This window comes from Halopseudomonas laoshanensis, from assembly GCF_008365385.1.
In the GTDB taxonomy this organism is placed as follows: Bacteria; Pseudomonadota; Gammaproteobacteria; order Pseudomonadales; family Pseudomonadaceae; genus Halopseudomonas; species Halopseudomonas laoshanensis.
Genome location: NZ_QOVF01000012.1, coordinates 1 through 22,590 on the forward strand (window position 1 = coordinate 1; position 22,590 = coordinate 22,590).

Below are 22,590 nucleotides of genomic sequence, written 5' to 3' on the forward strand. Positions count from 1 at the left end.
CCCTCCATGACCGTCAGAGCACAGGGATGTGCGATGACGAGCCCCAGGGATGGCTGGTAGCGTGTCATGGAGGGGGCGTCGCAAGGCTGCGCCCACACACACCACCGCCAAAAACCAAAAAACCAAAAAAACAAAAAACAAAAAAACAAAAAAACAAAACAAAGAACCCGGCCGAAGCCGGGTTATCTGGATCACAAGTACCCGATCAGTCCCTCACATTCTCATACATCATAAAACGTGAGGTCTCATACAGCCCCCGGGTAAGAGGCAGCAACCGCTGATACTCCTCGGGATGCTCCTCCGCAACGTTGTCCAGCGGTGTCATGGAGTTCAGATCATGCAGGCTGGGCTCGGTACCGTCGTAGTTCATCTGCAGCAGGAAGTCCTTACTGACCGCACCGATCAGCGGGAAGGTGCCCTCGCGAAGCACCACTGGTACTACGCGCTCGCCCTCGGGAGAGGGTTGCAGCACATCGCGGCCCATGGTCCGATTGTCATATTCCTTGCCCAACAGACTCGTAATGGTCGGCAACAGATCCGCCAGCCCCACTGCCTCATCAAACTCACGAGGCGGCAGCAACTTGGGAGCGTAGATCAACAGCGGCACGTTATTGCTTTCCAGACCCAATTGATCAAACGCCGGCTTCATGAAATCGATATTGGCGATCCGCGTGTTGTGATCACCAAACATCACGAAGATAGTGTTATCGAAATAACCACCCTCTTTGGCCATTTCAATCATGCGGCCCAGGTTGAAGTCCAGCAGCCGCGCGGCATTGTACTGAGCCACACTGCGTGATCCCGCAGCCTGTACTTCCTCTAGAGAGCGCTCAATAGCCTCGAAGCCGTCATTCTCTGCCGGGATGGTGAACGGTCGGTGATTGCCCGCCGTCTGGATATAAGCGAAGAAAGGTTCATCCTTGGGCAGGCTACGCAGGATCTGATCGGTTTCCTTGAACAGGTCCAGATCCGAAATACCCCAGACATCAACATTTTTGGCTTTCCAACCACCCTCCTCGTACAACTTCACGCCATCAATACTCTGACGTATCAGCGCATTCATGTTTGCCCAGCCGGAGTTGCCGCCGATGGTGTAGATCTTGTTATAACCCTCAAGCGCGTTGATCAAAGTATGTTGATTGGTGATCAGCGGATTACGCGTAGCGGTTTCGGAGCGCGACACGTCAGGAATCCCGGTAATGCTCGCCCAAACGGTTTTGGCGGTGCCGGTTACAGGCACGTAGAAATGCCGGAAGAACCAGCTTTCCTGGGCCATGCGGTCGATATTCGGGGTTGGGTTCAGCGGGTTGCCGTAAGCGCCCACGGCAGTAGTGCCCAACGATTCGAGCATGACGAAGACCACATTGGGCGGCTGCGTCACGTCCAGGCGATGCGACTGAACGCCCACCTCACGGTTGAGCGTGAGCTGTTCAATATCTGGGTTTTCAACACCGAGATAACGGCTAACGGTCGGGTAGTGCTCGCGCACCTGATCCAGATCGTAACGTTCCTGAGGCACGCTCAGCGTGTCATAGAAGAACAACACCGGATTCAGACCCAGCGCGCCTAGTTCGCTATCGCCTGCGAAAAACGCATCACTCCAGCGCAACGGAACCGGGTTCTGCAAATTGATATTGGTGTAACGTCCAAGAAGCGCCAGGAACACCAAAATCACCATCACCACGCTGCCCAAAATCCGTGACCAGAGCGGGATAACGGTTTTCGGCTTGTCGAGGGTGACCTTTTCCAGGCGGACAAACGCCCAAACCGACACCAATAGCGTGGCCAGCCAGCCCAGCGTAATCCAGATAACCGGGTAGCTTTCCCAGACCATTTGCTGAGAGATGCCCGCATCAGCAATAAACTTGAGCGCGGAGGCATTGAGGCGCACGCCCAAATAGGCGTAGTGGCCGAAATCCAAAATGTACATCAACAGTAGAATGGCCAGTGCCAGCACCAGATAGATACGCGCCACCCAGCGCAGCAGGCTTGAACGGACACTGTTCCACACTGGCAGCCAGGCCAGCAGCATCGCGGGCAACATCAGCAGGATGGCCAAGCGCAGGTCGAAGCGTAAGCCAATACCCAAGGTTTCCAGAATCACACCTCTGGACTGCTCTGCTCCCGGTGTAACTGAGGAAAAGCCAAAATAGAATGCGGCCCGCAAGGCAACCAGCAAAACAAAAAGGATCGCCACACCACCAACGAAATAGTGCAGACGACGCGATCTTAACCAGGCCATGGAGGCTCCTAGTGAAACGGTTAAATGAGGGTGCGTTGGTTCATTGCGGTCAGCCAAAAACTTCAGCCAACAAGCGTTGTTTATGCAAATGAGGTCACGCCACCGCTTGGCAGCAGAGCACTGTATCGCCGAGCACTGGGTTGAGCAAGAGCGGCTAGAGCCCTAGCGGGCTAGGGTGGCGTCAGTTGCGCCATGAGTTCACGACAATCGACGACGTGCCAATCAGCCAGCTCGGGCCACTGGTTCTCGGCATGCACCAGGCATGTGCGGCAACCCGCCGCCCGACCGGCTTCAAGATCGAAGCGGAAATCACCTACCATCACCGCTTGGGCTCTGGTCACTGACCAACTATCGAGCAGTTGTTGAATGCCATCCGGATCAGGCTTGGGCAGTGCTTCCGCCCGGCCGAGAATATGCTGTGGGGCAAAACAATCCAGAACCCCGATAACCTCAAGGGAAGATCTGGCAACCTGCTGCAGGTTGCGGGTAAGAATCCCGATGTGCCGTCCCGACTCATGTAGTTGCCTGATCAGTTCGGCTGCCCCCGGGGCCGCGCGTACATCATTCGCCAGGCGCATCTCGATCGCATCCAGCTCGGCTGACAGCTGTTCGCGTTCGGCCAATGGCCGGGCGGCGATGAACTCGAGAATATCCTCTTCAGCAGGAATCCCCAGCTCGCGGCGGATCGCTGCAAAATCGTGCTGCGCCAGCGTCAGCGTGCCATCCAGATCAAATACCCATGCCTGCAGGTCATGCATGACTCAATCCTGAAGCTGGCGCATCAGTGATTCCTGGGTAATGGAAGCTACCAGCAGGCCGTCACGATTGAAGATCTGCCCGCGCGACAGACCGCGCGAGCCGCTTGCAGACGGGCTGTCCATCGCATACAGCAGCCAGTCGTCCATGCGCAGCGGCTGGTGATACCAGATGGAGTGATCCAGGCTCGCCACCTGCATCTTGCGCGACCAGGACGACACCGCATGGGGCAACATCGCGGTACCCAGCAAATGGAAATCCGAGGCATAGGCCAGCAGGTAGCGGTGCAGCTGCGGGTCGTCCGGCAGGCGGCCATCGGCGCGGAACCACATATGCCGAACCGGCTTGGCTTTCTGGGGTTCAAACGGATTGAACACTTCCACCGGGCGAATTTCGATCGGCTTGTCGACCAGCACCTTCTCGCGCACCTTGGCGTTGATCAGGTGTTGCTGGTCGCGGGTGATCTCGGTTTCATTGCGCAGCTCGTCGGGGCCAGGCACATCCGGCATCTCAGCCTGATGGGTATAACCTTCCTCATCGCCCTGGAAAGAGCAGATCATGGTGAAGATTGGCTTGCCCTTCTGGATCGCCTGTACGCGCCGGGTGGTAAAACTGCCGCCGTCACGCAGCGGATCCACCTGATAGATAATCGGCAAGGTCGCATCGCCGGGGCGCAGAAAATAACCGTGCACCGAATGGACGTGGCGCAGCGCATCGACCGTCTGGCTGGCAGCGGAGAGCGACTGGCCGAGCACTTGGCCGCCAAAGAGTTGTTTGAATCCCAGATCCTGGCTCATGCCCCGGAACAGATTCTCTTCAATTTTCTCCAGCGCCAACAGGCTTACCAGATCATCCAGCATGTGCGACATAGTGCTTGGTTCCTCGACGACAGCCGGCCTGCAAGGCCGGAAACGATATAAAAGCGCTGCGACAGAATGTCACCCAGCAGGACATTCTAACCGCTAAAGCGTCGCTTTTGGTAACGCCTGTGCGGTTGTTGCCCGCTGTACTGCTGAATCATACTGGCGGCTGATTATCTACACGCGAGGAGTATGGATGGATCTGCCGCTGGTCTACCATCCGGATTACAGCTTTGACTTCCCGGCCGCTCACCGCTTTCCGATGGACAAGTTCGTGCGCCTGCACGACCATCTGCGCGCGACCGGCACGCTGCATGACGGCAACCTGCACTTGCCGCCGATTTGCCCGGACGAGCTGCTCGCCCTCGCCCATGATCCGGATTATGTCTTACGCTTTCATGATGCAAGCCTGGCGACCCAGGAGTTGCGGCGCATGGGCCTGCCCTGGAGCGAGCCACTGGTGCGCCGAACCACGCGAGCGGTGGGCGGGTCAATCCTGACTGCTGAGCTGGCTCTGGAGCATGGTCTGGCCTGTCATCTGGCGGGCGGCACCCATCATGCCCATTACGACTTCGCTTCCGGCTTCTGCATCTTCAATGACCTGGCGATCATCAGCCGCTATCTGCTGGCTAGTGGCAAGGTGCAACGGGTATTGATCTTCGATTGCGACGTGCATCAGGGCGACGGCACCGCGCGGATTCTCGAGTACGATGCAGACGCCATCACCGTTTCGCTGCACTGCGAAAACAACTTCCCGGCGCGCAAGGCCCAGAGCGACTGGGATATTCCCCTACCCCGGCACCTGGATGATGAAGGCTATATCCGCGTTGTCGATGATGTGCTCAATTACCTGCTGCCTCTCTATCAGCCTGATCTGGTGCTCTATGACGCTGGCGTGGACGTGCATCAGCAGGATGCGCTGGGTTATCTGAACCTCACCGACGACGGCATAGCGCGCCGGGATCGTCAGGTTATCGATCATTGCCTGGCCCGCGACATTCCGGTGTGCGCGGTGATCGGGGGTGGCTATGACCGGGATCGCGCCGCCCTCGCCCGCCGCCATGGCATTTTGCATCACAGCGCGCAGCAGATTTGGCGTGAGCGGGGTTTGGGTTAAACTGCCGGCCAATCTCTGTACAGCGGATTTCTCCATGCCCTTGCCTTCCCCACCCAGTGTCGCCGTTATCGGTGCCGGCCCCGCCGGCCTGATGGCCGCTGAAACACTGGCCACAGCGGGCTTGGCGGTGGATGTCTACGACGCCATGCCCTCGGTGGGACGCAAGTTTCTGCTTGCGGGTGTGGGTGGCATGAATATCACCCACTCCGAGAGCTCAGCCGACTTCGTCAGCCGGTACCGCGAAGCCAGCCCCTGGGTCGGCGAATGGCTGGCCGACCTCGATGCAACCCGACTGCGCGAATGGATTCATGGCCTGGGCATCGACACCTTTATTGGCTCGTCCGGCCGCGTCTTTCCTACCGATATGAAAGCCGCGCCGTTGCTGCGCGCCTGGCTCAGGCGGCTGCGCGAGCAAGGCGTGAATCTCCACAACCGCCACCGCTGGCTGGGCTGGAATAACCAGAACGAGTGCGCGTACGACACCCCCCAAGGCAAGCAGCGAAAAACGCACAGCGCTGTGATTCTGGCGCTAGGCGGAGGCAGCTGGGCGCGACTGGGTTCAGACGGGGCCTGGGTCAACCTGTTGCAGGAGCGAGATATTAAGGTACGGGACTTGCTGCCAGCCAACGGTGGTTTTACCCGGCAGTGGAGCGCGCATCTGAGCCAGCGCTTTGCCGGCCAACCGCTCAAGCAGGTGATAGCCAGCCTGGTTTTGCCTGACGGCAGCACCGAAGAAAAACGCGGGGAATGCATAGTTACTCATGATGGCCTGGAGGGGAGCCTGATCTATGCCCTGTCTGCGCCGCTGCGCGACCAATTGCTAATCAATGGCCAGGCCCGGCTGACGCTGGATCTGGCACCGGACCGCAGTACGGAGCAGTTGAGCCAGATCCTGCGCAAGCCGCGCGGCGGCCAGACACTGGCCTCGGTACTGCGCAAGCGCGCCGGGCTGGATGCATTGAAAGTCGCACTGTTGCACGAGTGCCTGGCCAAGGAAGTTTTCACTGACGCGCCGCGCCTGGCCGCCGGCATCAAAGCCCTCCCTATCGAGTTGACCGGGATGCGCCCATTGGATGAAGCCATCAGTAGTGCTGGCGGCGTAGCGCGCGAGGCGCTTGATCAGCATTTGATGCTCAAGAACTTGCCCGGTATTTTCTGCGCTGGGGAGATGCTGGACTGGGAAGCGCCAACCGGTGGCTATCTGCTCACGGCCTGTTTCGCCAGTGGCCGGCGCGCCGGCCAGGGCGTTATCAACTATCTGGGCAGGCAGCCAGGCGCTGCGCCAGACACAGCAAACTGATCTCAACGCTGAGGTTTGACGCCAGACAGCCTCGGCAACATCCAGCGCTCGAACAGCCCGGGAAACCAGCGCGCCAGCAAACGGGCGCGCCAATCGACATTGGACAACACCATCAACCGTTTACGCTTGACCGCACCGCGGTAGATATCATCGGCTACATCGCTGGGTGACGATACCTTGAACGGCGTGTTGATCATCTGCTGACTGATCGAACCGTCGCCGACCAATGCATTCTTGCGGATATCCGTGGCGGTAAAGCCGGGGGTGACCAGCATGACGTTGACTCCCTGCGGCCGGACTTCCATACGCAGCGTTTCAAACAGGCCATGCAGCGCGTGTTTGCTGGCGTTGTAGGCACTGCGATAGAGCAGCGGAGCAAAACCGGACAGGGAGCTGAGGACGATAATCTGCCCCTGGCGTTGGACGATGCTCGGCAGTGCCTGTTGGGTGCAGTGCAACGCGCCGAAGTAATTGACCGCCATGATGCGTTGAAACACCGCCAGATCGGTCTCGGCAAAGGTACTACGGTGGGTAATGCCGGCATTATTGATCAGCAGGTCGATACCGCCGAAATGCTCCAGTACCTGACAGATCGCCTGTTCGCAAGCCTGCGGGTCGGCGACATCACAGCGGATGGCCAGGACTTCGGCGTTGAGCTTGTCCATCAGCTGTTGCTGAAAGGCCAGCAGGGGTTCGTCCTGCACGTCGAGTATGGCGATACGTGCGCCGGAATGGGCAAACCTCAGCGCCAGCGCGCGCCCGATGCCCGCGCAACCGCCGGTAATAACCACCACTTTTTGCTGAAACGCGCCCCTGGCCATTGCCTTCCCTCACCCTGTTATTTGCCACAAGAGTGAGGGAAAAGCCGCTAGCTCGCAAGCATCAGGGCGCCAGGCGCTCGCGCTGCCAGCCACTTTCGAGAAGCCGATAACTGAGGCGGTCATGCAGGCGACTTGGCCGCCCCTGCCAGAATTCGATCAGCTGCGGCTTGAGACGAAAACCGCCCCAATGCGGTGGGCGCTCAGGTGCCTGATCGGCATAGCGTTGCTGCAGTTGCTCCAGATTTTGCTCCAGCACATCGCGGCCGGCGATCACCTGACTCTGCGGGGAAGCCCAGGCGCCCAGGCGGCTACCCAGCGGGCGGCTTTGGTAGTAGGCGTCGGATTCGTCATCACTGATGCGCTCGACCGTGCCTTCAATGCGTACCTGGCGCTCCAGATCATGCCACCAGAAGGTCATCGCGGCTTGGGGATGGCCCTGCAACTGCTGCCCTTTGGCGCTCTGATAATTGGTAAAAAACACGAAACCACGATCATCCATGCCCTTGAGCAACAGGGTGCGCAGGTGCGGCTGGCCGGCGTCGTCGACGGTGGCGAGCATCATGGCGTTGGCTTCGGTAGATTCGATTTCCACCGCCTGCTCGAACCAGGTGGCGAACAGACTTAGAGGTTCAGCAGGCGCCTGACTTTCCAGCAGGCCGTCGCGGGTGTAGTCACGACGCAGATCGGCTAACTCGGCTTTCATTTTCACGTCTCCAGATCACAATGCCCTTATGCTAGCACCTTACACGCGCCACTCTTTGACCTCGGACAAGCGCTGTATCAATCCTGCTGTTTCAAGCAGCGATAGACTTCGCGGCTCAATGCCAGAGCCCGCGGATCCATCAACACGTAGGGGCCCATGGTGTTGGTCACGTAGCCAAAACCAACACCGGCCTCGGGATCGCAGAAGCCTAAGGAGCCACCAGCACCTGGATGCCCGTAGGCTTGAGGGCCCATGCCGAAGCCACCGCCTTCCCAGTCCTGATCGAGCATTATGCCAAGACCGAAGCGGGTCGGCGCCAGCAGGGTCTTGTCCATGCCTTGACTGTGTTGCTGCTGCATCACATTCACTAGTTTGTCGTCGAGCAGGTGCGCGCCGTCCAGGCTGCCGCCATGCGCCATGACCTGCCAGAAGCGCGCCAGCGAGCGGGCATTGCCAGTGCCGTTGGCGGAGAGAATTTCAGCCTGTTGCCATTCGCGCGTGTTGGTGCTGACCATCATGCTGGAGGGGTTGCCGAAGGCTTTGAAGCCCATACCTTCAGGTTGACCCATGGAGGCGAAGAGCTTGCGCGCATAGTCATCGCCGTACTGATTACGCAGGCGAGATACGTGGGCGATACGCTGCAGATCGTCGTCCGGCACACCGACAAAGAAGTCCATGCCCAGCGGCTGACAGATATGCTGCTGAATATAGGCGCCGGGGCGCTCTCCGCTAAGGCGTTTGAGTGGTTCGCCGAGCAGCCAGGCGTAGGTAACCGGGGCATAGCCATGGGCTGCGCCGGGTGTCCACCAGGGTTCCTGGGCCGCCAGCGCAGTCGCCATGGTATCCCAATCGAACAGCGCTTCCGGTGGCAGGGTATCGCTGATGGCAGACAAGCCGGAGCGATGACTGAGCACCTGACGCAGGGTGATCTGTTCTTTTCCCGCCTGGGCAAATTCGGGCCAGGCCTCCGCCAGGGGGCTATCGAGTTCGATGCGGCCAGCTTCGACCTGCTGCAACAGCGCGACCGCGCCCAGCGGCTTGGTGCAGGAGAAGACGTTGACCAGGGTGTCCTGCTCCCAGACCTGCTGGTTGTCCTTGTCGACCACGCCCTGCCACAGATCCAGTACCGTTTCGCCGCCGACCGTCACGCACAAGGCGCCGCCCCGCGCCTGCTCGTCTGTCTGCTGCTCGGCAAATAACTCGCGCACGGTCTCGAAACGCGGATCGAAGTAGCCTTGAACGTTGCTCATGGAATGCTTTCCTGTTGGAGGTTGTTATGGCGTTATTTAACCCGAGCGGCGGGTCGATTTCAGCAGGTAATAAGGTTGTAGATATTTAGCCATGTTGCAGAGTGATAAAACCAGCCTGGATAGACCGAGTTGGGCGGCACTCCCGAAAGGCAACCGGGAACCGCCGTGAACCCATCCCTGGGGGCTCGATCCAAATCATCCAGGATTTGGACCGTTCCCGGTTGCCTTTCGGAAGCGCCGCCCCCTGAACTTTGTGACCATTTCGGATCTCACGTCAGCGGTTTAAAGTTGCCGCTTGTCGCTTGCCACATGATTAACCGCCAAGCGGCTAATCGATCTCCCTGCGAAACGGTGGCAGCGCATTCAGAATGGCCTTGCCATAACGCTGGGTGACCAGTCGGCGATCCAACAACGTCACCACACCGCTGTCCTGCTCGTTACGCAGCAATCGTCCGCACGCCTGAATCAGTCGCAGGCTGGCATCCGGCACCGCGATTTCCATAAAGGGGTTGCCGCCATTGCGCTCGATCCATTCACTGAGCGCCGCTTCCACCGGATCATCGGGTACGGCAAAGGGTATCTTGGCGATGACCACGTGTTCGCAGTAGCGCCCGGGCAAATCGACGCCTTCGGCAAAGCTGGCCAGGCCAAAGATAACGCTCTGATTGTTCTTGTCTACCTGCGCGCGGTGTTGACGAATCAGCTCCTGCTTGGACAGATCGCCTTGCACCAGCACGCGTTCGCGAAAGTCGCGCGGCAGCCCGGCGTAGACCTCAAGCATCTGCCGGCGCGAGGAGAACAGCACCAGGCTGCCCATCGCCTCGTCTAGAATGCTCGGCAAATGCTCGATGATGGAGGCGCTGTGGCCAGGGCCGTCGCGCGGGTCGGCGCCATGATTGGGAATGCGCAGTACGCCCTTTTCGGCGTATTGGAACGGGCTGGGTGCCAGGGTGCAAACCGCATTTTTCGGTAGACCAGCGCGCATGCTGAAGCGGTCGAAACGGCCAAGAGCAGTCAAGGTCGCAGAGGTAACCAGGCAGCCGAACGCGGTGTACCAGAGGAATTGCCGCAGGGTATCTGCGGCCATGATCGGGCTGACGTGCACTTCTATATCATTCTGCTCGGTCAGGGTCAGCCAGCGCGCGGTGGGCGGCTTGTCGTCGGCGTCTTCGAGGCAGAACTGGGTCCAGAGCGTCCAGTTGGCCTGCGAACGCGCCAGCAGCGCACCGAACAGGGGATACCATTCTTCGGCTTGGTGTGAAGTAACGCCCACCGCTTCGCCGTCCATTGCATCCTTTAACTGGTCGACCAGGCGTTGCAACAGATCGGTGATACGCCCGAATCCGGCCTTGAGTTCAACGCCCATATCCCGCAGGTGCTCGGGGATCACGCCGTCCTTGAAACGGTGTTGCGGCCGGACCTGACCGGTGACATCTTCGGCGCTGGCGAAGTCGGAGACCTCGGTCAGTGCCTGAGCCATGAATTGCTGATGCGGTTTCAGATCACGTGCCAGTTGCGGCACCTGTTCGAGAAAGCGGCCGAAATCGCCGGGCAGCGGATGTTGCGCCAGCAATTTGCTGAGGTTCTTGTCCAGTTGCTCCAGCCATTCGGCGGTAGCGGACATGCGCGTATGGTGGGCGAAGTGGGCAATGGCTTTGTCCGGCAGATGATGGCCTTCATCGAAGATATACAGGCAATCGCGCGGGTCGGGCAGGATGGCGCCGCCGCCCAGCGCCAGGTCGGCGAGCACCAGATCGTGGTTGGTGACGATCACATCGACTTTCTGCACGCCTTCGCGGGCTTTGTAGAACACGCACTGGTTGAAATGCCCGCAGCGCCTGTTGGTGCACTGAATATGGTCGGTGGTCAGTCGCGACCAGTCCTGATCTGCCAACGCCTCGGGCCAGGAGTCGCGTTCGCCGTCCCACTTCTTGCTGGCCAGTGACTCAACCATGCGCGTGTAGAGTTTGAGGCCGGCTTCGTCCACTTCCAGATTAAAGCCTTCGTCGGCGAAACCCTGTTGCCGGCTGGCCAGAGACTGGTTTTCACTGAGCAACTGGTCGAGCTTGGACAGGCAGACATATCGCCCGCGGCCCTTGGCCAGGGAAAATTGGAAATTCAGCCCGGCGTTACGCTGAATATCGGGCAGATCCTTGAGGACGATCTGTTCCTGCAGCGCGACCGTGGCGGTGGAGATCACCAGCGGTTTGCCCAGGTGCTTGGCAATCGGGATTGCCGCCAGGCAATAGGCGACCGTCTTGCCGGTGCCGGTACCCGCTTCCACTACGGCCACAGCCGGATCGCCGTCACGACGGTTTTCGTCGTCCAGCTTGATACCGCCGAACAGCTTGGCGACCTCGGCAATCATCATCCGTTGGCCATAGCGCGGCTTCAGGGACTTGTTTTCGAGAAAGGTGCGGTAGGCCGTCTGGATCTGGCCTTTCAGTTCATCATTCAGCATGCGGGCTCCGGACAAGGCGGGCATGATAACACTGATGATCTTTCTACGATGATCAGCAAGGCGACAACGACCGTTCAGCGGCAAACTAGTTTGCTTGCAGTTTTTGCTTGCGGCGCGCGGGTTAAGGCCTGAAGCTGGATGCCCTGATTTTTTGCTCGACAGGAAAGCCCATGTCCGACAGCCCCACTTCTGCCCTGCTGGCGATACTTGATCAGTATCAGCCGGCCAGGCTGCTATGCATCAGCCGCGAGCCCGTCCCGGCCGTGAGTGCTTTTTGTGCAGAGCATACCGGCTGTGAAGTGACGACTACCGACCAGGTGCCTCTACCGGCGGAGTTGGCTAACCGCCGTTATGATCTGGCGATCGTTGCCGACCAATTGGAAACCTTGGCCATGCGCACCGGCGTTGAGTTGCTGGCCGGCCTGCGAAATCTCAGCGTCAGCCGTATGGCGGTGCTGGTGGATTTGCACCAGGCGGAAGGTTGGCAGGAGAACGATTTTTTCGGGCTGGCCATGCAGCGTCACGCGCGCTTTGAAAAAGATCAACGCAGCCTGACGCTGTTCACCTATGATCTGGCTGAATACAAGAGCGTGCCGGATTGGCTTAATTCCAAGTACTGGGCCAACCCGGAAATGTTTGATAAATACTGGTGGTAAGTATGCAAGACCAAGCCTCATCCTCTGCCCCGGTTGACTGCCCGTGCGGCACCGGCGAGCAATATCAGCAGTGCTGTCAGCCGTTGCACCAGGGCACCGCAGCGCCCAACGCCGAACGCTTGATGCGCTCGCGTTACAGCGCTTACACGCTTGGGCTGATTGACTATCTGGTTGGCAGTACCCTTCCTGCTCAGCAATCAATGCTTGACCGCCAGGCGATGCTGCAGTGGAGCAGCGCCAGTACCTGGCTCGGGCTGGATGTGGAAGACGCACCGCCGGTTCATCAACATGCGCAACGCGCACAGGTGACCTTTATTGCGCACTGGTCGGATCCCGATGGGCAACGTCACAGTCACCGAGAATGTTCGGATTTTGGCAAACGTCAGGAGCGTTGGTTTTTTATCGATCCAAACCATCCGATCAAGGCTGGCAGAAACGATCCCTGCCCCTGTGGCTCAGGCAGGAAGTTCAAGCAGTGCTGCAGCGTTTAAGCTGCAGCGCGGCTTAATCCTGAAGCCTGAGATGGTCGATGTTGGGCTTGACCGGGGCGACCTCGGGTCGCAACTGCTCCAGGTCGCTGCCGGCCGGCGCCAGGCTCAGCGCTGACAAGTCAATGGGCAGATCCACAAACTCTTCGTACTCATCCTGCATATCTGCACCGACCGGGGCGATGCCGAAGTCCGGCGCTTCCACTTCACTGAAGGCAGCCATATAGGCATCTCGCGGCCTTACCGACGCACCGCCCGTAGAGTGCGGCTGCCCGGATGGGCTGGTGCTCGCTGCGGAGGACGTGTCCGGCGCAGGAGTTTCTTCCTGCCCCATCTGATCGACACTGCACACCGCTCCAGCGCGTTCGATTGCCTGGCGGTATTTATCCGCCGAAGCTTCATCCAATCCCTGCTTGATCACTACTCGCCGGCCGGAAAACAGAACATTCAACTGCTCGTCACCGACTTGAAACAACTGTCCGATCCGCGCTCTGGCCTGCTCCGGAGTAACGCCGGGGCGAACCTGTCCATGAAACGCAATTTCAAAAAGAGGCATCTTGTCTCTCCTTTGTAGTGATTTGCAGTGATAAGTTAAGCAGTGCCTGCCGCATTTGATTAGTATGGACAGCCGCGGGCTGTACGACAACTTAATAACGAGATCAGCCCGACTCGACCAGGAGGGACAGAGTGCACAGATCATTACCGACCTTGGCGCTGCTTATCAGCTGCGCATTATGGCTTAGCGGTTGCGCGATGTTTGGCCTGGGTCGATCCTATGAAAAGCCCGACATCAGTCTGGCGAATGTCGAAATGCTCAAAGCCAATCTGTGGGAACAGACGTTCCAGTTAGGCCTGAGGGTGGACAACCCCAATGATCGCAGCCTGCCCATTCGCGGCATGCACTACGAGATCTATCTGAATGAAGCGCGGCTGGCGACCGGCGTGAGCGATGCGCATTTCACCGTGCCGGCCTATGGCTCGGAATATTTTGAATTGAATGTCAGGTCCAATCTCTGGCGTCATATTCGCGATGTGGTCAAGATGATGGAAGATCAACAGCCGGTCAGCTACCGGATTGAGGGTCATATTCGTACGGGGCTGTTTCTGTCGCCGACCGTGACGCTGCACGAGAAAGGCATGTTGGATCCGGTCAACTTGAGATTTTGAGCTGCCTGATCTCGACACAGCCTTTTCAACAAGCACCTTTCAACTAGTGGCTTTTATATAATGACTACTTTTACCTGGCTTGCTGCCGCAGGCGTGATCATCATTGTGGCGCTGGCAGCCTACGCCTATATGCTCTGGAAAAAAGTCCTGGCGCGCGAGGCTGAGCAACGCGCAGTGGCCGCAGATCGCAATCAACGTCTGGAAGGCGACATCATCATTCTGGCCAACAGTCTGCTGGAAGGTCAGCTGCCGTTGATTGAAGGCTCGATCCGCATCAAGGTACTGCTCGACAACTATTATGGCCCCCGCCGTGCCGACCTGGATGTGACCGTGTTTGAGAGGATCTACGATGCTACTGTCCACATTCCCACCCATCAGGGCTGGAAAGATCTGGGCAAAGCAGAGCGCCAGCTACATGAGCAGCAAATGGAAACCCTGGAGCGCGACCACCGCGAAGAAATATTCAGCGCAGCCAAGAATATCAGCCGCGGGTTAGGTAAATAATTCAACGGTCCTCATGCACAAACAAAAAAGGCGCCCTGGGGCGCCTTTTTCATGTTCAGCTACTAAGTTATACCACCGAGTTGCCGCCATCTACCGCGATAGCCTGACCGGTGACATGCCGTGAAGCTTCGGTTGCCAGGAACACCGCAATACCCTTGATATCTTCTTCACCACCAATGCGCCCGAGTGGAGTGCCGGCCTTGATCAGCTCGGTCACCTTTTCCAGGCCCTTGGCCATTTTGGTCGGGAAGTAACCCGGGCAGATCGCATTGACGTTGATGTTGTGCGGGCCCCACTCACCGGCCAGGGCGCGCGTCAGGTTGATCGCCGCTGCCTTGCTGGTGTTGTAGGCCACGGTGTGAATGCCGGAGTTGGCGCGGTTGCCTTTGAAGCCCGCAATCGAGGCGATGTTGATGATCTTGCCGGACTGACGGGGGATCATGAATCGGCGCGCGACTTCTTGCGCCATCAGGAAGCACACATCAACGTTCAGGCTCATGACCTTCTGCCAGCCTTCATAGCTGTGCTCTTCGGCGGGCTGACCCCAGGTAGTACCGGCGTTGTTGATGAGGATGTCGACGGTACCGAATTTGGCTTCGGCAGCGTCCACCAGGGTAGTGATCGGATTGGTATCCAGCTTGCCCAGGTCGCAGGCTACTCCACCGGCCTGAATGCCCTGCGCTTCGAGGTCTTTGACCACCTGTTCCACTTCGGCAGCATTACGCGCGCTGATAAAGATCTTGGCGCCTTGCTCGCCCAGCGCTTCTGCCATTTGCAGGCCCAGACCCTTGGTGCCGCCAGTGATCAGGGCGACCTTGCCAGTCAGATCGAACAGTTGCTTGACGCTCATAGCTTATCCTCTTGTGGTGTGTGATGAGACACTTCAGACCCACATCATAGCCTGCATGACGGGTCACTCCGACCATCAGTGATTCGAGTGATATGCCACCCGGCTCCGGTGTTATCATGCCCAGCCCTTTTTAACTGGTACTGGACATGGCTGAACACGACTTCCGACGCAACCTGCTGAATTCCGCTCACACGTTGATCGAATGCCGCACGCTGGCTGGCGGGCTGTATCAAGTGACCGGTCAGGGCGGTGGCGTGCAATCCGGGGATACCCTGATCTGTACCGTCAAGGGTAGTCGTGATCTGCCGCTAAGACTGCAGGTGGATAAAATCCGCTACCTGATCAACCCTCCAGGCCAGTGGACCGCTACTGCAAAAGGTCCGGATCTGCGCGGTCAATCCGTACTTGGCTGGTCGATCAAGTGTGATCAGTGCCAGAAAGAGCAAGCCTTCGAGTTTCTCGCCATGGACAAGGACGACCTGCCCAAGCGCACCGCCAAAGCCGTCGCGCGCATCAGTGAACTGGGCTGGACTCCGCACGGGGATAACCACCTGTGCCCGACCTGCGCTCGGCAGCTGCACTGAGGCTGAAGCTCAGAACAGGTTGAGTTGCTCGCCGAGCAGGCTATGGCTGCTGTCCAGCCGAACGCCGACACCAATCAAGCGCACCGGCCGATTGCCGCGGGCAAAGGCCTGGGTGCAGAGGTCGCGGTAACCGTCCGGGCTGACCGGTGATCCCGCCTGCTCCAGCGTTGTCTGGGTGAAGTCGTGAAACTTCAGCTTTACAAAGGGCTTGCTCACCCGGTACTCGCCCTCCAGTCGTCCCAGGCGCTGGGCGAGCTTTTCCAGTAACGGCGGCAATGCGTTCAGGCAGGCGTCCAGGTCGGACAGGTCATGGTCATAGGTATTTTCCACGCTGACCGATTGACGCTTGCTCTCCACCACCACCGGGCGATCATCTATGCCCCGCGCCAATTGCCACAACCGCTCACCGAAACTGCCGAACTCCTTGGCCAGATCCTGTTTGCGCCAGGGCAGCAGCTCGCCGCAGACATCAATGCCCAGCCCTTTCATCCGCGCCGCAGTCACCTTACCGACGCCGTGCAAGCGCTCGATGGGCAGCGTTTTGACGAAGGCTTCTACCTCGTCCGGTAGAATCACCTTCAGACCGTCGGGCTTGTTCCAGTCACTGGCGATCTTGGCCAGAAACTTGTTCGGCGCCACGCCAGCAGACACGGTAATGCCCTGGCTGGCAAACGCCTTGCGGCGGATTTCCTGCGCCATAAGGGTTGCGCTGCCGCGACAGGCCTCGCTATTGCTCACATCCAGAAAGGCTTCGTCCAGCGACAGCGGCTGAATAAGACTGGTGTAATCACTGAAGATTGCCTGGATCGCCTGAGACGCTTCGCGATACACCGCCATGCGCGGCGGCACGATCAGCAGGTCCGGGCACAATTTGCGGGCATAGGCGGAGGCCATTGCCGAACGCACGCCATAGGCCCTGGCTTCATAGTTACAGGTAGCCACCACGCCGCGCTTTCCCGGATCACCGCCCACGGCCAGCGGCCGACCACGCAGGCGCGGGTCATCGCGCATCTCGATGGCTGCGTAGAAGCAATCACAGTCTACGTGGATAATCTTGCGCAAGAGCGGCTCTACCGGGTGGCTTCAACTGTTCCATTGTACCCGATCAGCCAGGAACACTCTGATTAAGCGCCGTGCTGCGGTGAGCGAGATTCAACTGGCGACAACGCAGTTGCGCCCAGCTTTTTTGCCGTCGTAAAGCGCTCGGTCCGCGCGGCGGATGACATCTTCTATACCCTCATCCTGTTTGCTTACTTCGGTCACGGCAAACGTGGCGGTGAGCTGAATACTCAGCCCCTCAACCGGCACCAGGCTGGAATGCAAGCGTTCGCGCAAGCGATTCAACACTTGCACCGCGCAACGCAGATCAGTATCCGGCAGCAGCAGGATGAACTCTTCGCCGCCGAAGCGGCCGACGATGTCGGTATTGCGCAAGGTGTCGACAAACAATCGCGACACATGCTTGAGCACCTGGTCGCCGACATCATGACCATGCTCATCATTGATTTTCTTGAAATGATCCAGATCTACCACACACAGTGACAAGGCACTGGCATGCCTGCGCACCCTGTCCAGTTCACGCTGGAACAGGGATTCATACTGCCGGCGGTTGAATAGCCCAGTAAGAGGATCGGTAGTGGCTTGCAGCTTCAATTCCAGCTCGAGATGCTCCCGGCGCTTGATCTCTTCCTGCAGCGACTGGTTGACCCGTACCGTTTCGTTGAACAGCGCATATTGCTGGCGCTGGCCTGTCTGCAGGCGCAAGCCGGCGGCATAGCCAATAATCGCCGGGAACAGCAACACAAAGGTTAGCCCCACCAATAGCGTGGGCGCAACATCGCGCAGAGCAATGCAATAAATCGTACCGGCAATACCAAATGCTGCGCCAATATTGGACAGCACCACCCTATTGGGCACAAAGATGTACAGGCTGATCAAAATGATCAGGGTCACCCCGATATTCCAGGAAACGATATCCGGTCGAATAATGTAAATAAGAAAGAACAGAAAAAAGCCGACCACTTCCAATGCGGTGACGGCATAACCTTCGGTCGACAACTGTGGTTTGGTGCGCAACCGCCAGGCAAGCAACAGCAAAAGGCTGGCAGACAACACGCGAGTACTGATCAGATGGATAAACCCTTCGGAAAAGCCCAGCGCGAGAAAATCCAGAAAACCAAAAAGCACTACCAGCGCCGCCCATACGCGTAGCGCGACAATCAAACTCTTCGCAGTACTCTGCTCAACGTGTTCGCGGTAGGCCCGCTCGGTGGTGGGGTCGGTAAACTCTCCGCCCCAGGTGGAGATGTGATAGCGATCGGCAGTGGTTGGCAAGAAAATCCCCCTTCAGGGCAACTGCTGTATTGTTATTTTTATGGCATGGCCTGAGACAAAGTATATTCCATGCTTCACGGATAGCCAATTTGCAATGATGTCATTTTGACGTCAATTAATAATCTTGAATTACCCCCTGCTGTTTCTCGGCAAATTTGCGTCTCAATTACTGCTTGGGAGTGAATACCGGAAATAAAAAATCTTTTCCGTTCAATTGCTTGACAGCCAACGCTCAATGAGTAGAATGGCGCCCACAGACGCGGGGTGGAGCAGTCTGGTAGCTCGTCGGGCTCATAACCCGAAGGTCGTAGGTTCAAATCCTGCCCCCGCAACCAGTTTAAAAACCGTTGAACGGACTTGTCCTTCAGCGGTTTTTTTTGCCCGCGATTTGGGCGTTTTCGGCGCCGAATTCCCCCGCCTTACCAGCAATCCGTGACGTATACTAAAAAAAACAGTGACCCGGGAATGATGGTGATCATGGCCTTTCGTTTTATTTGCGCGCTGCTCCTCGCGCTTTGCACTCCCACCGCCTTCGGCGACGACCAAACGCCTGAAGCGGAAAAGCTGTTGTTCATGACCGCTGACGTATGGCCATGGGGTTATCTGGAGGATAACGGTGCCCCGGCCGGACTGCTTAGCGTTCTTGCCGAACGTCTTGCCCAGGAAGCTGACTTACAACTGGATAACCGGGTTCTTCCTCATCAGCGTCTGCTGTCGAAATTCAAGCACGGTGAAGCTGACTACACCGTGCTGTTCGAGAACCCCTACCTGGATGAGTTCGCCGATAGTTTGGGCGTAGTGTTGAGTTCGGACATTCTGCTGGTGACCGACAAGGACTACTCCGGCAAACTGACCCTGGCAGCATTGCAGGGTAAACGCGTGGGCTATATCAGCGGCACCTATTACGGCGAAGCGTTTGAACAGAACGACAGCCTGACCAAGATCCCTGTTTATAACCTCGATCAAGCCATAGAAATGCTGCAACTCGACCGTCTGGACGCATTGATCAGCAGTGATATCGTTTTCCATCACAGCCTCAAGGCTCGAGAGCTGCAACCCGATGTCTTTCGCTACGCGGTGCATACCCGCGGCCATGCAGCCCATCTTTATATTTCCCGGCAGGCATCCAATCGGCAGCTCGCGCCGCGGATCCAGGCCGCGCTCGCTCAGTTGGACAAGAGCGGCGAGCTTCGCCGCCTGTTTCATTCCGAAGTACGCTCCAGTACGCACTAGCCCGCCTGCTAGCATCGCTGCGCTTGAAGCCGGTGCTTGAACACAGGGTCCAGCTTCCGGCGGGTTTACCTGCTTTATCGGCCTTACATGCCGATTACCATGGGCTATCCTCCTCCCACGGCATTCTCCACACTGATTCATCCGTATCCATTCACAGCAGGAGCGCCAGCCATGCATATCGGCTTTATCGGACTCGGCAACATGGGTAGCCCCATGGCCCACAACCTGCTCGCTGCCGGGCATCAACTGAGTGTATTCGATCTCTCTGAAGTGGCGGTGGAGGCGCTGGTCGTAGCCGGTGCCGCCAGGGCTTCATCGGTTCAGGCGATCGCCGCTACGGATTGCGAACTGATCATCACCATGTTGCCGGCAGCCAGACAAGTCAAAGCTGTGTATCTGGGCGAGGAAGGCTTGCTAGCCAACGTCCATCCGGGTGTCAGGCTGATAGACAGCTCGACCATTGACCCTCTCAGTGCTCGGGAAGTGGCGGCAGCGGCTGAACAGCAGAACAATCCCATGCTCGATGCGCCGGTCTCCGGAGGCACTGGCGGTGCAGCCGCGGGCACACTGACCTTTATGGTCGGCGGCAGCAAGGCGGATTTCGACCACGCGCTGCCGGTGCTGCAGGCCATGGGCAAGAACATCGTACATTGCGGCCCTGCCGGTAATGGTCAGGTAGCCAAGGTGGCCAACAACATGCTGCTGGCAATCTCCATGATCGGCACCGTCGAAGCCATGAATCTGGGTGTGGCATTGGGTATGCAGCCCGAGGTGCTGGCGGGCGTCATCAATACGTCCAGCGGCCGCTGCTGGAGCTCTGACACCTATAACCCTTACCCGGGTGTCATGGAGAATGTGCCGGCCGCGCGTGGTTACAGTGGCGGCTTTGGCACAGACCTGATGCTCAAGGATCTGGGCCTGGCCACCGAAGCGGCCAAACATGCGCAACAACCGGTTCTGCTGGGGGCTCTTGCCCAGCAGTTGTACCAATCTTTCAGCAGCCAGGGACATGGCGCGTTGGATTTTTCCGCAATCATCAAACTCTACACCGGAGATACCGAATGACTGATGTGCAGGCACCTGTGCTGGCCGAGGTCCGCAACCGGATTGGCCACCTGACCCTGAACCGCCCCGCCGGGCTGAATGCTTTGACGTTGGAGATGGTGCGACTACTCCAGGGTTACTTGAACGACTGGGCAACTGATAACGACATCAAGGCGGTGATCTTGCGCGGCAACGGCGAGAAAGCATTCTGTGCCGGCGGAGACATTCGCACCTTATACGACCAACATCTGGCCGGGGATGCTCAAGCGATTGAAACCTTCTTTGCCGAGGAGTACGCGCTAGATCTGAGCATTCACCACTACCGAAAACCGCTCGTTGCGGTAATGCATGGCTTTGTATTGGGTGGCGGCATGGGGTTGGCTCAAGGCGCCAGCCTGCGCATCGTCACCGAGCGCTCAAAACTGGGGATGCCGGAAACCGGTATCGGCTATTTCCCGGACGTGGGCGGCAGCTATTTTCTGTCGCGTCTGCCCGGCGAAATGGGACTCTATCTTGGCCTCACCGGCACCCAGGTAAAAACCGCCGATGCACTGCATCTGCAGTTGGCCGACCTGTGCGCTTCTGCGGAACGTTTAGATGAACTGGACCGGGCACTGGATAGCATTAACTGGCAGCACGATAGCCTGGAAAGCATATTGGAAGCGCTGGGCGCTACTGATCTGCCGCCCGCCGAACTGACTGAGCTGCAACCGGCCATCGATCTGCATTTTGCCCAGCCCACTCTGACCGCTATACGTCAGTCGCTGCTGGAAGAGATCCGCCCTGAATACACCGAATGGGCTCAGAATACCGTACGCATGATGGACAGCCGCTCACCGTTGGCCATGGCGGTGACCATGGAACTGCTGCGCCGCGGCCGGGAAAAGTCTCTCGAAGATTGCTTTGCGATGGAACTGCATCTGGACCGCCAGTGGTTCAACGACGGTGATATTGTCGAAGGAGTCCGCGCCCTGTTGGTCGACAAGGACAAACAGCCACGCTGGAATCCACCCGGCATCGGCCAGTTGCAACCTGCTCGAATAAACGCCTTTTTCGAGGGCCTGTCATGAATGATCTGGAATTGAGTGAAGACCAGCGATTGATTCGCGACATGGCCCGGCAGTTTGCCCAGGCCGAGCTGGCACCCCGCGCTGCCGGTTGGGACAAGAGCGGCTGGATCGACAGCAGTGTGATCCAGCAGATGGGCGAACTGGGTCTGCTGGGGATGGTGGTGCCCGAGGAATGGGGCGGTAGTTATGTGGACTATGTGGCCTATGCGCTGGCGGTAGAAGAAGTCTCGGCCGGTTGCGGCGCTACCGGCGCACTGATGAGTGTCCACAACTCGGTCGGCTGCGGCCCGGTATTGAATTACGGCACGGACGAGCAAAAACAGACCTGGTTGGCCAAGCTGGCAAGCGGTGAGGCGATTGGCTGCTTCTGCCTGACCGAGCCCCAGGCCGGCTCCGAGGCGCACAACCTGCGCACCCGCGCGGTGCTGGAAAACGGCGAATGGGTGCTCAATGGCGCCAAGCAGTTTGTCAGCAACGGCAAACGCGCCAGCCTGGCGGTGGTGTTTGCGGTGACCGACCCGGAGCTCGGCAAGAAGGGCCTGTCGGCATTTCTGGTACCGACCGATAACCCCGGCTTCCGCGTCGAGCGGATGGAACACAAATTGGGCATTCGCGGTTCGGACACCTGCGCGATCAGCCTGGATAACTGCCGCCTCCCGGAAAGTGCCCTGCTCGGGCAGCGAGGCAAGGGATTGTCCATCGCCCTGTCAGGCCTGGAAGGTGGGCGTATCGGAATTGCCGCACAAGCGCTAGGCATTGCCCGGGCTGCGTTCGAGGCGGCGCTGGTTTATGCGCGCGACCGCACACAGTTCGGCCAGGCGCTGACCGAGCACCAGAGCATTGCCAATATGCTCGCCGACATGCATATGCAACTCAACGCCAGCCGGCTGCTGATTCTGCATGCCGCGCGCCTGCGGACTGCAGGACTCCCATGTCTATCGGAAGCCTCCCAGGCCAAACTGTTCGCCAGTGAAATGGCCGAGGCGGTCTGCAGCAAGGCGATCCAGATCCATGGGGGTTATGGCTACCTGGAGGATTATCCGGTCGAGCGTTTGTACCGGGATGCACGTATTACTCAGATCTACGAAGGCACCAGCGAGATTCAGCGCCTGCTGATCGCCCGTGAGCTGCGGCATTACTCGCTTTGAAG

The 22,590-nt window shown here is 58.5% G+C and carries 22 protein-coding genes and 1 tRNA gene; 12 read left to right on the forward strand and 11 right to left on the reverse strand.

Annotated elements, in window-relative coordinates:
- Positions 1-205: 205 nt before the first annotated feature.
- The 3 genes from DT594_RS18590 to tesB all read right to left on the reverse strand — a co-directional run bounded on the left by DT594_RS18590 (position 206) and on the right by tesB (position 3,867).
- Entirely contained in the window at positions 206-2,242 is a 2,037-nt protein-coding gene (locus DT594_RS18590) for an LTA synthase family protein (RefSeq protein ID WP_149334638.1), read from the reverse strand.
- A 170-nt stretch (positions 2,243-2,412) separates the two neighbouring features.
- Positions 2,413-3,000, reverse strand: a complete 588-nt coding sequence (locus DT594_RS18595; protein ID WP_149334640.1) for an HAD family hydrolase — start codon at positions 2,998-3,000, stop codon at positions 2,413-2,415.
- Between the two features lie 3 nt (positions 3,001-3,003).
- Positions 3,004-3,867, reverse strand: a complete 864-nt coding sequence (tesB, locus tag DT594_RS18600; protein ID WP_149334642.1) for an acyl-CoA thioesterase II — start codon at positions 3,865-3,867, stop codon at positions 3,004-3,006.
- A gap of 187 nt (positions 3,868-4,054) precedes the next feature.
- Here tesB and DT594_RS18605 point away from each other — a divergent pair, with 187 nt between their 5' ends.
- Both DT594_RS18605 and DT594_RS18610 read left to right on the forward strand, forming a co-directional pair.
- Positions 4,055-4,975: a histone deacetylase family protein gene (locus tag DT594_RS18605; RefSeq protein WP_149334644.1), complete on the forward strand. Its 921-nt coding sequence runs from the start codon at positions 4,055-4,057 to the stop codon at positions 4,973-4,975.
- Positions 4,976-5,009: 34 nt separating this feature from the next.
- A complete protein-coding gene (locus DT594_RS18610) occupies positions 5,010-6,275 on the forward strand; it encodes a TIGR03862 family flavoprotein (protein WP_149334645.1) in 1,266 nt (421 codons plus the stop codon).
- Positions 6,276-6,277: 2 nt separating this feature from the next.
- On the opposite strand, the gene DT594_RS18615 is transcribed toward DT594_RS18610, so the two are convergent.
- The 4 genes from DT594_RS18615 to dinG form a co-directional block, all read right to left on the reverse strand.
- Positions 6,278-7,096: an SDR family oxidoreductase gene (locus tag DT594_RS18615; RefSeq protein ID WP_149334647.1), complete on the reverse strand. Its 819-nt coding sequence runs from the start codon at positions 7,094-7,096 to the stop codon at positions 6,278-6,280.
- Positions 7,097-7,157: 61 nt separating this feature from the next.
- On the reverse strand, positions 7,158-7,799 hold the full coding sequence (gene pdxH / locus DT594_RS18620) for a pyridoxamine 5'-phosphate oxidase (protein WP_149334649.1): 642 nt from the start codon (positions 7,797-7,799) through the stop codon (positions 7,158-7,160).
- A gap of 77 nt (positions 7,800-7,876) precedes the next feature.
- Positions 7,877-9,049, reverse strand: a complete 1,173-nt coding sequence (locus tag DT594_RS18625) for a serine hydrolase domain-containing protein (protein WP_149334651.1) — start codon at positions 9,047-9,049, stop codon at positions 7,877-7,879.
- A 328-nt stretch (positions 9,050-9,377) separates the two neighbouring features.
- Entirely contained in the window at positions 9,378-11,510 is a 2,133-nt protein-coding gene (dinG, locus tag DT594_RS18630) for an ATP-dependent DNA helicase DinG (protein ID WP_149334653.1), read from the reverse strand.
- Positions 11,511-11,680: 170 nt separating this feature from the next.
- On the opposite strand from dinG, the gene DT594_RS18635 reads away from it, so the two are divergent.
- Positions 11,681-12,166 carry a DUF6231 family protein gene (locus DT594_RS18635; RefSeq protein ID WP_149334655.1) on the forward strand — a complete coding sequence of 162 codons (486 nt, stop codon included), beginning with the start codon at positions 11,681-11,683 and terminating at the stop codon, positions 12,164-12,166.
- 2 nt (positions 12,167-12,168) lie between these two features.
- Positions 12,169-12,657: a YchJ family protein gene (locus tag DT594_RS18640; protein WP_149334657.1), complete on the forward strand. Its 489-nt coding sequence runs from the start codon at positions 12,169-12,171 to the stop codon at positions 12,655-12,657.
- A gap of 13 nt (positions 12,658-12,670) precedes the next feature.
- Here DT594_RS18640 and DT594_RS18645 read toward each other — a convergent pair whose 3' ends face one another.
- A complete protein-coding gene (locus DT594_RS18645) occupies positions 12,671-13,210 on the reverse strand; it encodes a hypothetical protein (RefSeq protein ID WP_149334659.1) in 540 nt (179 codons plus the stop codon).
- 131 nt (positions 13,211-13,341) lie between these two features.
- Here DT594_RS18645 and DT594_RS18650 point away from each other — a divergent pair, with 131 nt between their 5' ends.
- Complete coding sequence (locus DT594_RS18650) at positions 13,342-13,821, forward strand: LEA/WHy family protein (protein ID WP_149334661.1); 480 nt, start codon at positions 13,342-13,344, stop codon at positions 13,819-13,821.
- A gap of 60 nt (positions 13,822-13,881) precedes the next feature.
- Positions 13,882-14,325, forward strand: a complete 444-nt coding sequence (locus DT594_RS18655; RefSeq protein ID WP_149334663.1) for a DUF2489 domain-containing protein — start codon at positions 13,882-13,884, stop codon at positions 14,323-14,325.
- Between the two features lie 67 nt (positions 14,326-14,392).
- Here the strand turns inward: DT594_RS18655 and DT594_RS18660 are convergent, their stop codons facing one another.
- Positions 14,393-15,175: an SDR family oxidoreductase gene (locus DT594_RS18660; RefSeq protein WP_149334664.1), complete on the reverse strand. Its 783-nt coding sequence runs from the start codon at positions 15,173-15,175 to the stop codon at positions 14,393-14,395.
- A gap of 146 nt (positions 15,176-15,321) precedes the next feature.
- On the opposite strand from DT594_RS18660, the gene DT594_RS18665 reads away from it, so the two are divergent.
- Complete coding sequence (locus DT594_RS18665; RefSeq protein WP_149334666.1) at positions 15,322-15,759, forward strand: hypothetical protein; 438 nt, start codon at positions 15,322-15,324, stop codon at positions 15,757-15,759.
- A 9-nt stretch (positions 15,760-15,768) separates the two neighbouring features.
- On the opposite strand, the gene dinB is transcribed toward DT594_RS18665, so the two are convergent.
- Both dinB and DT594_RS18675 read right to left on the reverse strand, forming a co-directional pair.
- Positions 15,769-16,821 carry a DNA polymerase IV gene (gene dinB, locus DT594_RS18670; RefSeq protein ID WP_149334668.1) on the reverse strand — a complete coding sequence of 351 codons (1,053 nt, stop codon included), beginning with the start codon at positions 16,819-16,821 and terminating at the stop codon, positions 15,769-15,771.
- A gap of 90 nt (positions 16,822-16,911) precedes the next feature.
- A complete protein-coding gene (locus DT594_RS18675) occupies positions 16,912-18,093 on the reverse strand; it encodes a GGDEF domain-containing protein (RefSeq protein WP_178091592.1) in 1,182 nt (393 codons plus the stop codon).
- 258 nt (positions 18,094-18,351) lie between these two features.
- Here DT594_RS18675 and DT594_RS18680 point away from each other — a divergent pair.
- The 5 genes from DT594_RS18680 to DT594_RS18700 all read left to right on the forward strand — a co-directional run bounded on the left by DT594_RS18680 (position 18,352) and on the right by DT594_RS18700 (position 22,588).
- Positions 18,352-18,428: transfer RNA gene (locus DT594_RS18680), tRNA-Met, on the forward strand.
- Positions 18,429-18,570: 142 nt separating this feature from the next.
- Positions 18,571-19,326, forward strand: a complete 756-nt coding sequence (locus DT594_RS18685) for a substrate-binding periplasmic protein (protein WP_178091594.1) — start codon at positions 18,571-18,573, stop codon at positions 19,324-19,326.
- A 171-nt stretch (positions 19,327-19,497) separates the two neighbouring features.
- The gene (gene mmsB / locus DT594_RS18690; RefSeq protein ID WP_149334674.1) at positions 19,498-20,391 is read left to right on the forward strand and encodes a 3-hydroxyisobutyrate dehydrogenase; all 894 of its coding nucleotides are present in this window, start codon (positions 19,498-19,500) and stop codon (positions 20,389-20,391) included.
- A complete protein-coding gene (locus tag DT594_RS18695; protein WP_149334676.1) occupies positions 20,388-21,440 on the forward strand; it encodes an enoyl-CoA hydratase/isomerase family protein in 1,053 nt (350 codons plus the stop codon). The genes mmsB and DT594_RS18695 overlap by 4 nt, the downstream gene beginning before the upstream one ends.
- Positions 21,437-22,588, forward strand: coding sequence for an acyl-CoA dehydrogenase family protein (locus DT594_RS18700; RefSeq protein ID WP_149334678.1), 1,152 nt, complete (start codon positions 21,437-21,439; stop codon positions 22,586-22,588). The genes DT594_RS18695 and DT594_RS18700 overlap by 4 nt, the downstream gene beginning before the upstream one ends.
- Positions 22,589-22,590 lie beyond the last annotated feature (2 nt).

Coding starts and splice junctions, on each gene's coding strand:
- DT594_RS18685 (WP_178091594.1), top strand. CDS start 18,571: ATGGCCTTTCGTTTTATTTGCGCGCTGCTCCTCGCGCTTTGCACTCCC.
- DT594_RS18615 (WP_149334647.1), bottom strand. CDS start 7,096: ATGGCCAGGGGCGCGTTTCAGCAAAAAGTGGTGGTTATTACCGGCGGT.
- DT594_RS18625 (WP_149334651.1), bottom strand. CDS start 9,049: ATGAGCAACGTTCAAGGCTACTTCGATCCGCGTTTCGAGACCGTGCGC.
- DT594_RS18595 (WP_149334640.1), bottom strand. CDS start 3,000: ATGCATGACCTGCAGGCATGGGTATTTGATCTGGATGGCACGCTGACG.
- DT594_RS18700 (WP_149334678.1), top strand. CDS start 21,437: ATGAATGATCTGGAATTGAGTGAAGACCAGCGATTGATTCGCGACATG.
- DT594_RS18665 (WP_149334666.1), top strand. CDS start 15,322: ATGGCTGAACACGACTTCCGACGCAACCTGCTGAATTCCGCTCACACG.
- DT594_RS18610 (WP_149334645.1), top strand. CDS start 5,010: ATGCCCTTGCCTTCCCCACCCAGTGTCGCCGTTATCGGTGCCGGCCCC.
- DT594_RS18645 (WP_149334659.1), bottom strand. CDS start 13,210: ATGCCTCTTTTTGAAATTGCGTTTCATGGACAGGTTCGCCCCGGCGTT.
- DT594_RS18605 (WP_149334644.1), top strand. CDS start 4,055: ATGGATCTGCCGCTGGTCTACCATCCGGATTACAGCTTTGACTTCCCG.
- DT594_RS18635 (WP_149334655.1), top strand. CDS start 11,681: ATGTCCGACAGCCCCACTTCTGCCCTGCTGGCGATACTTGATCAGTAT.
- DT594_RS18640 (WP_149334657.1), top strand. CDS start 12,169: ATGCAAGACCAAGCCTCATCCTCTGCCCCGGTTGACTGCCCGTGCGGC.
- DT594_RS18660 (WP_149334664.1), bottom strand. CDS start 15,175: ATGAGCGTCAAGCAACTGTTCGATCTGACTGGCAAGGTCGCCCTGATC.
- DT594_RS18590 (WP_149334638.1), bottom strand. CDS start 2,242: ATGGCCTGGTTAAGATCGCGTCGTCTGCACTATTTCGTTGGTGGTGTG.
- pdxH (WP_149334649.1), bottom strand. CDS start 7,799: ATGAAAGCCGAGTTAGCCGATCTGCGTCGTGACTACACCCGCGACGGC.
- mmsB (WP_149334674.1), top strand. CDS start 19,498: ATGCATATCGGCTTTATCGGACTCGGCAACATGGGTAGCCCCATGGCC.
- tesB (WP_149334642.1), bottom strand. CDS start 3,867: ATGTCGCACATGCTGGATGATCTGGTAAGCCTGTTGGCGCTGGAGAAA.
- DT594_RS18695 (WP_149334676.1), top strand. CDS start 20,388: ATGACTGATGTGCAGGCACCTGTGCTGGCCGAGGTCCGCAACCGGATT.
- dinG (WP_149334653.1), bottom strand. CDS start 11,510: ATGCTGAATGATGAACTGAAAGGCCAGATCCAGACGGCCTACCGCACC.
- DT594_RS18655 (WP_149334663.1), top strand. CDS start 13,882: ATGACTACTTTTACCTGGCTTGCTGCCGCAGGCGTGATCATCATTGTG.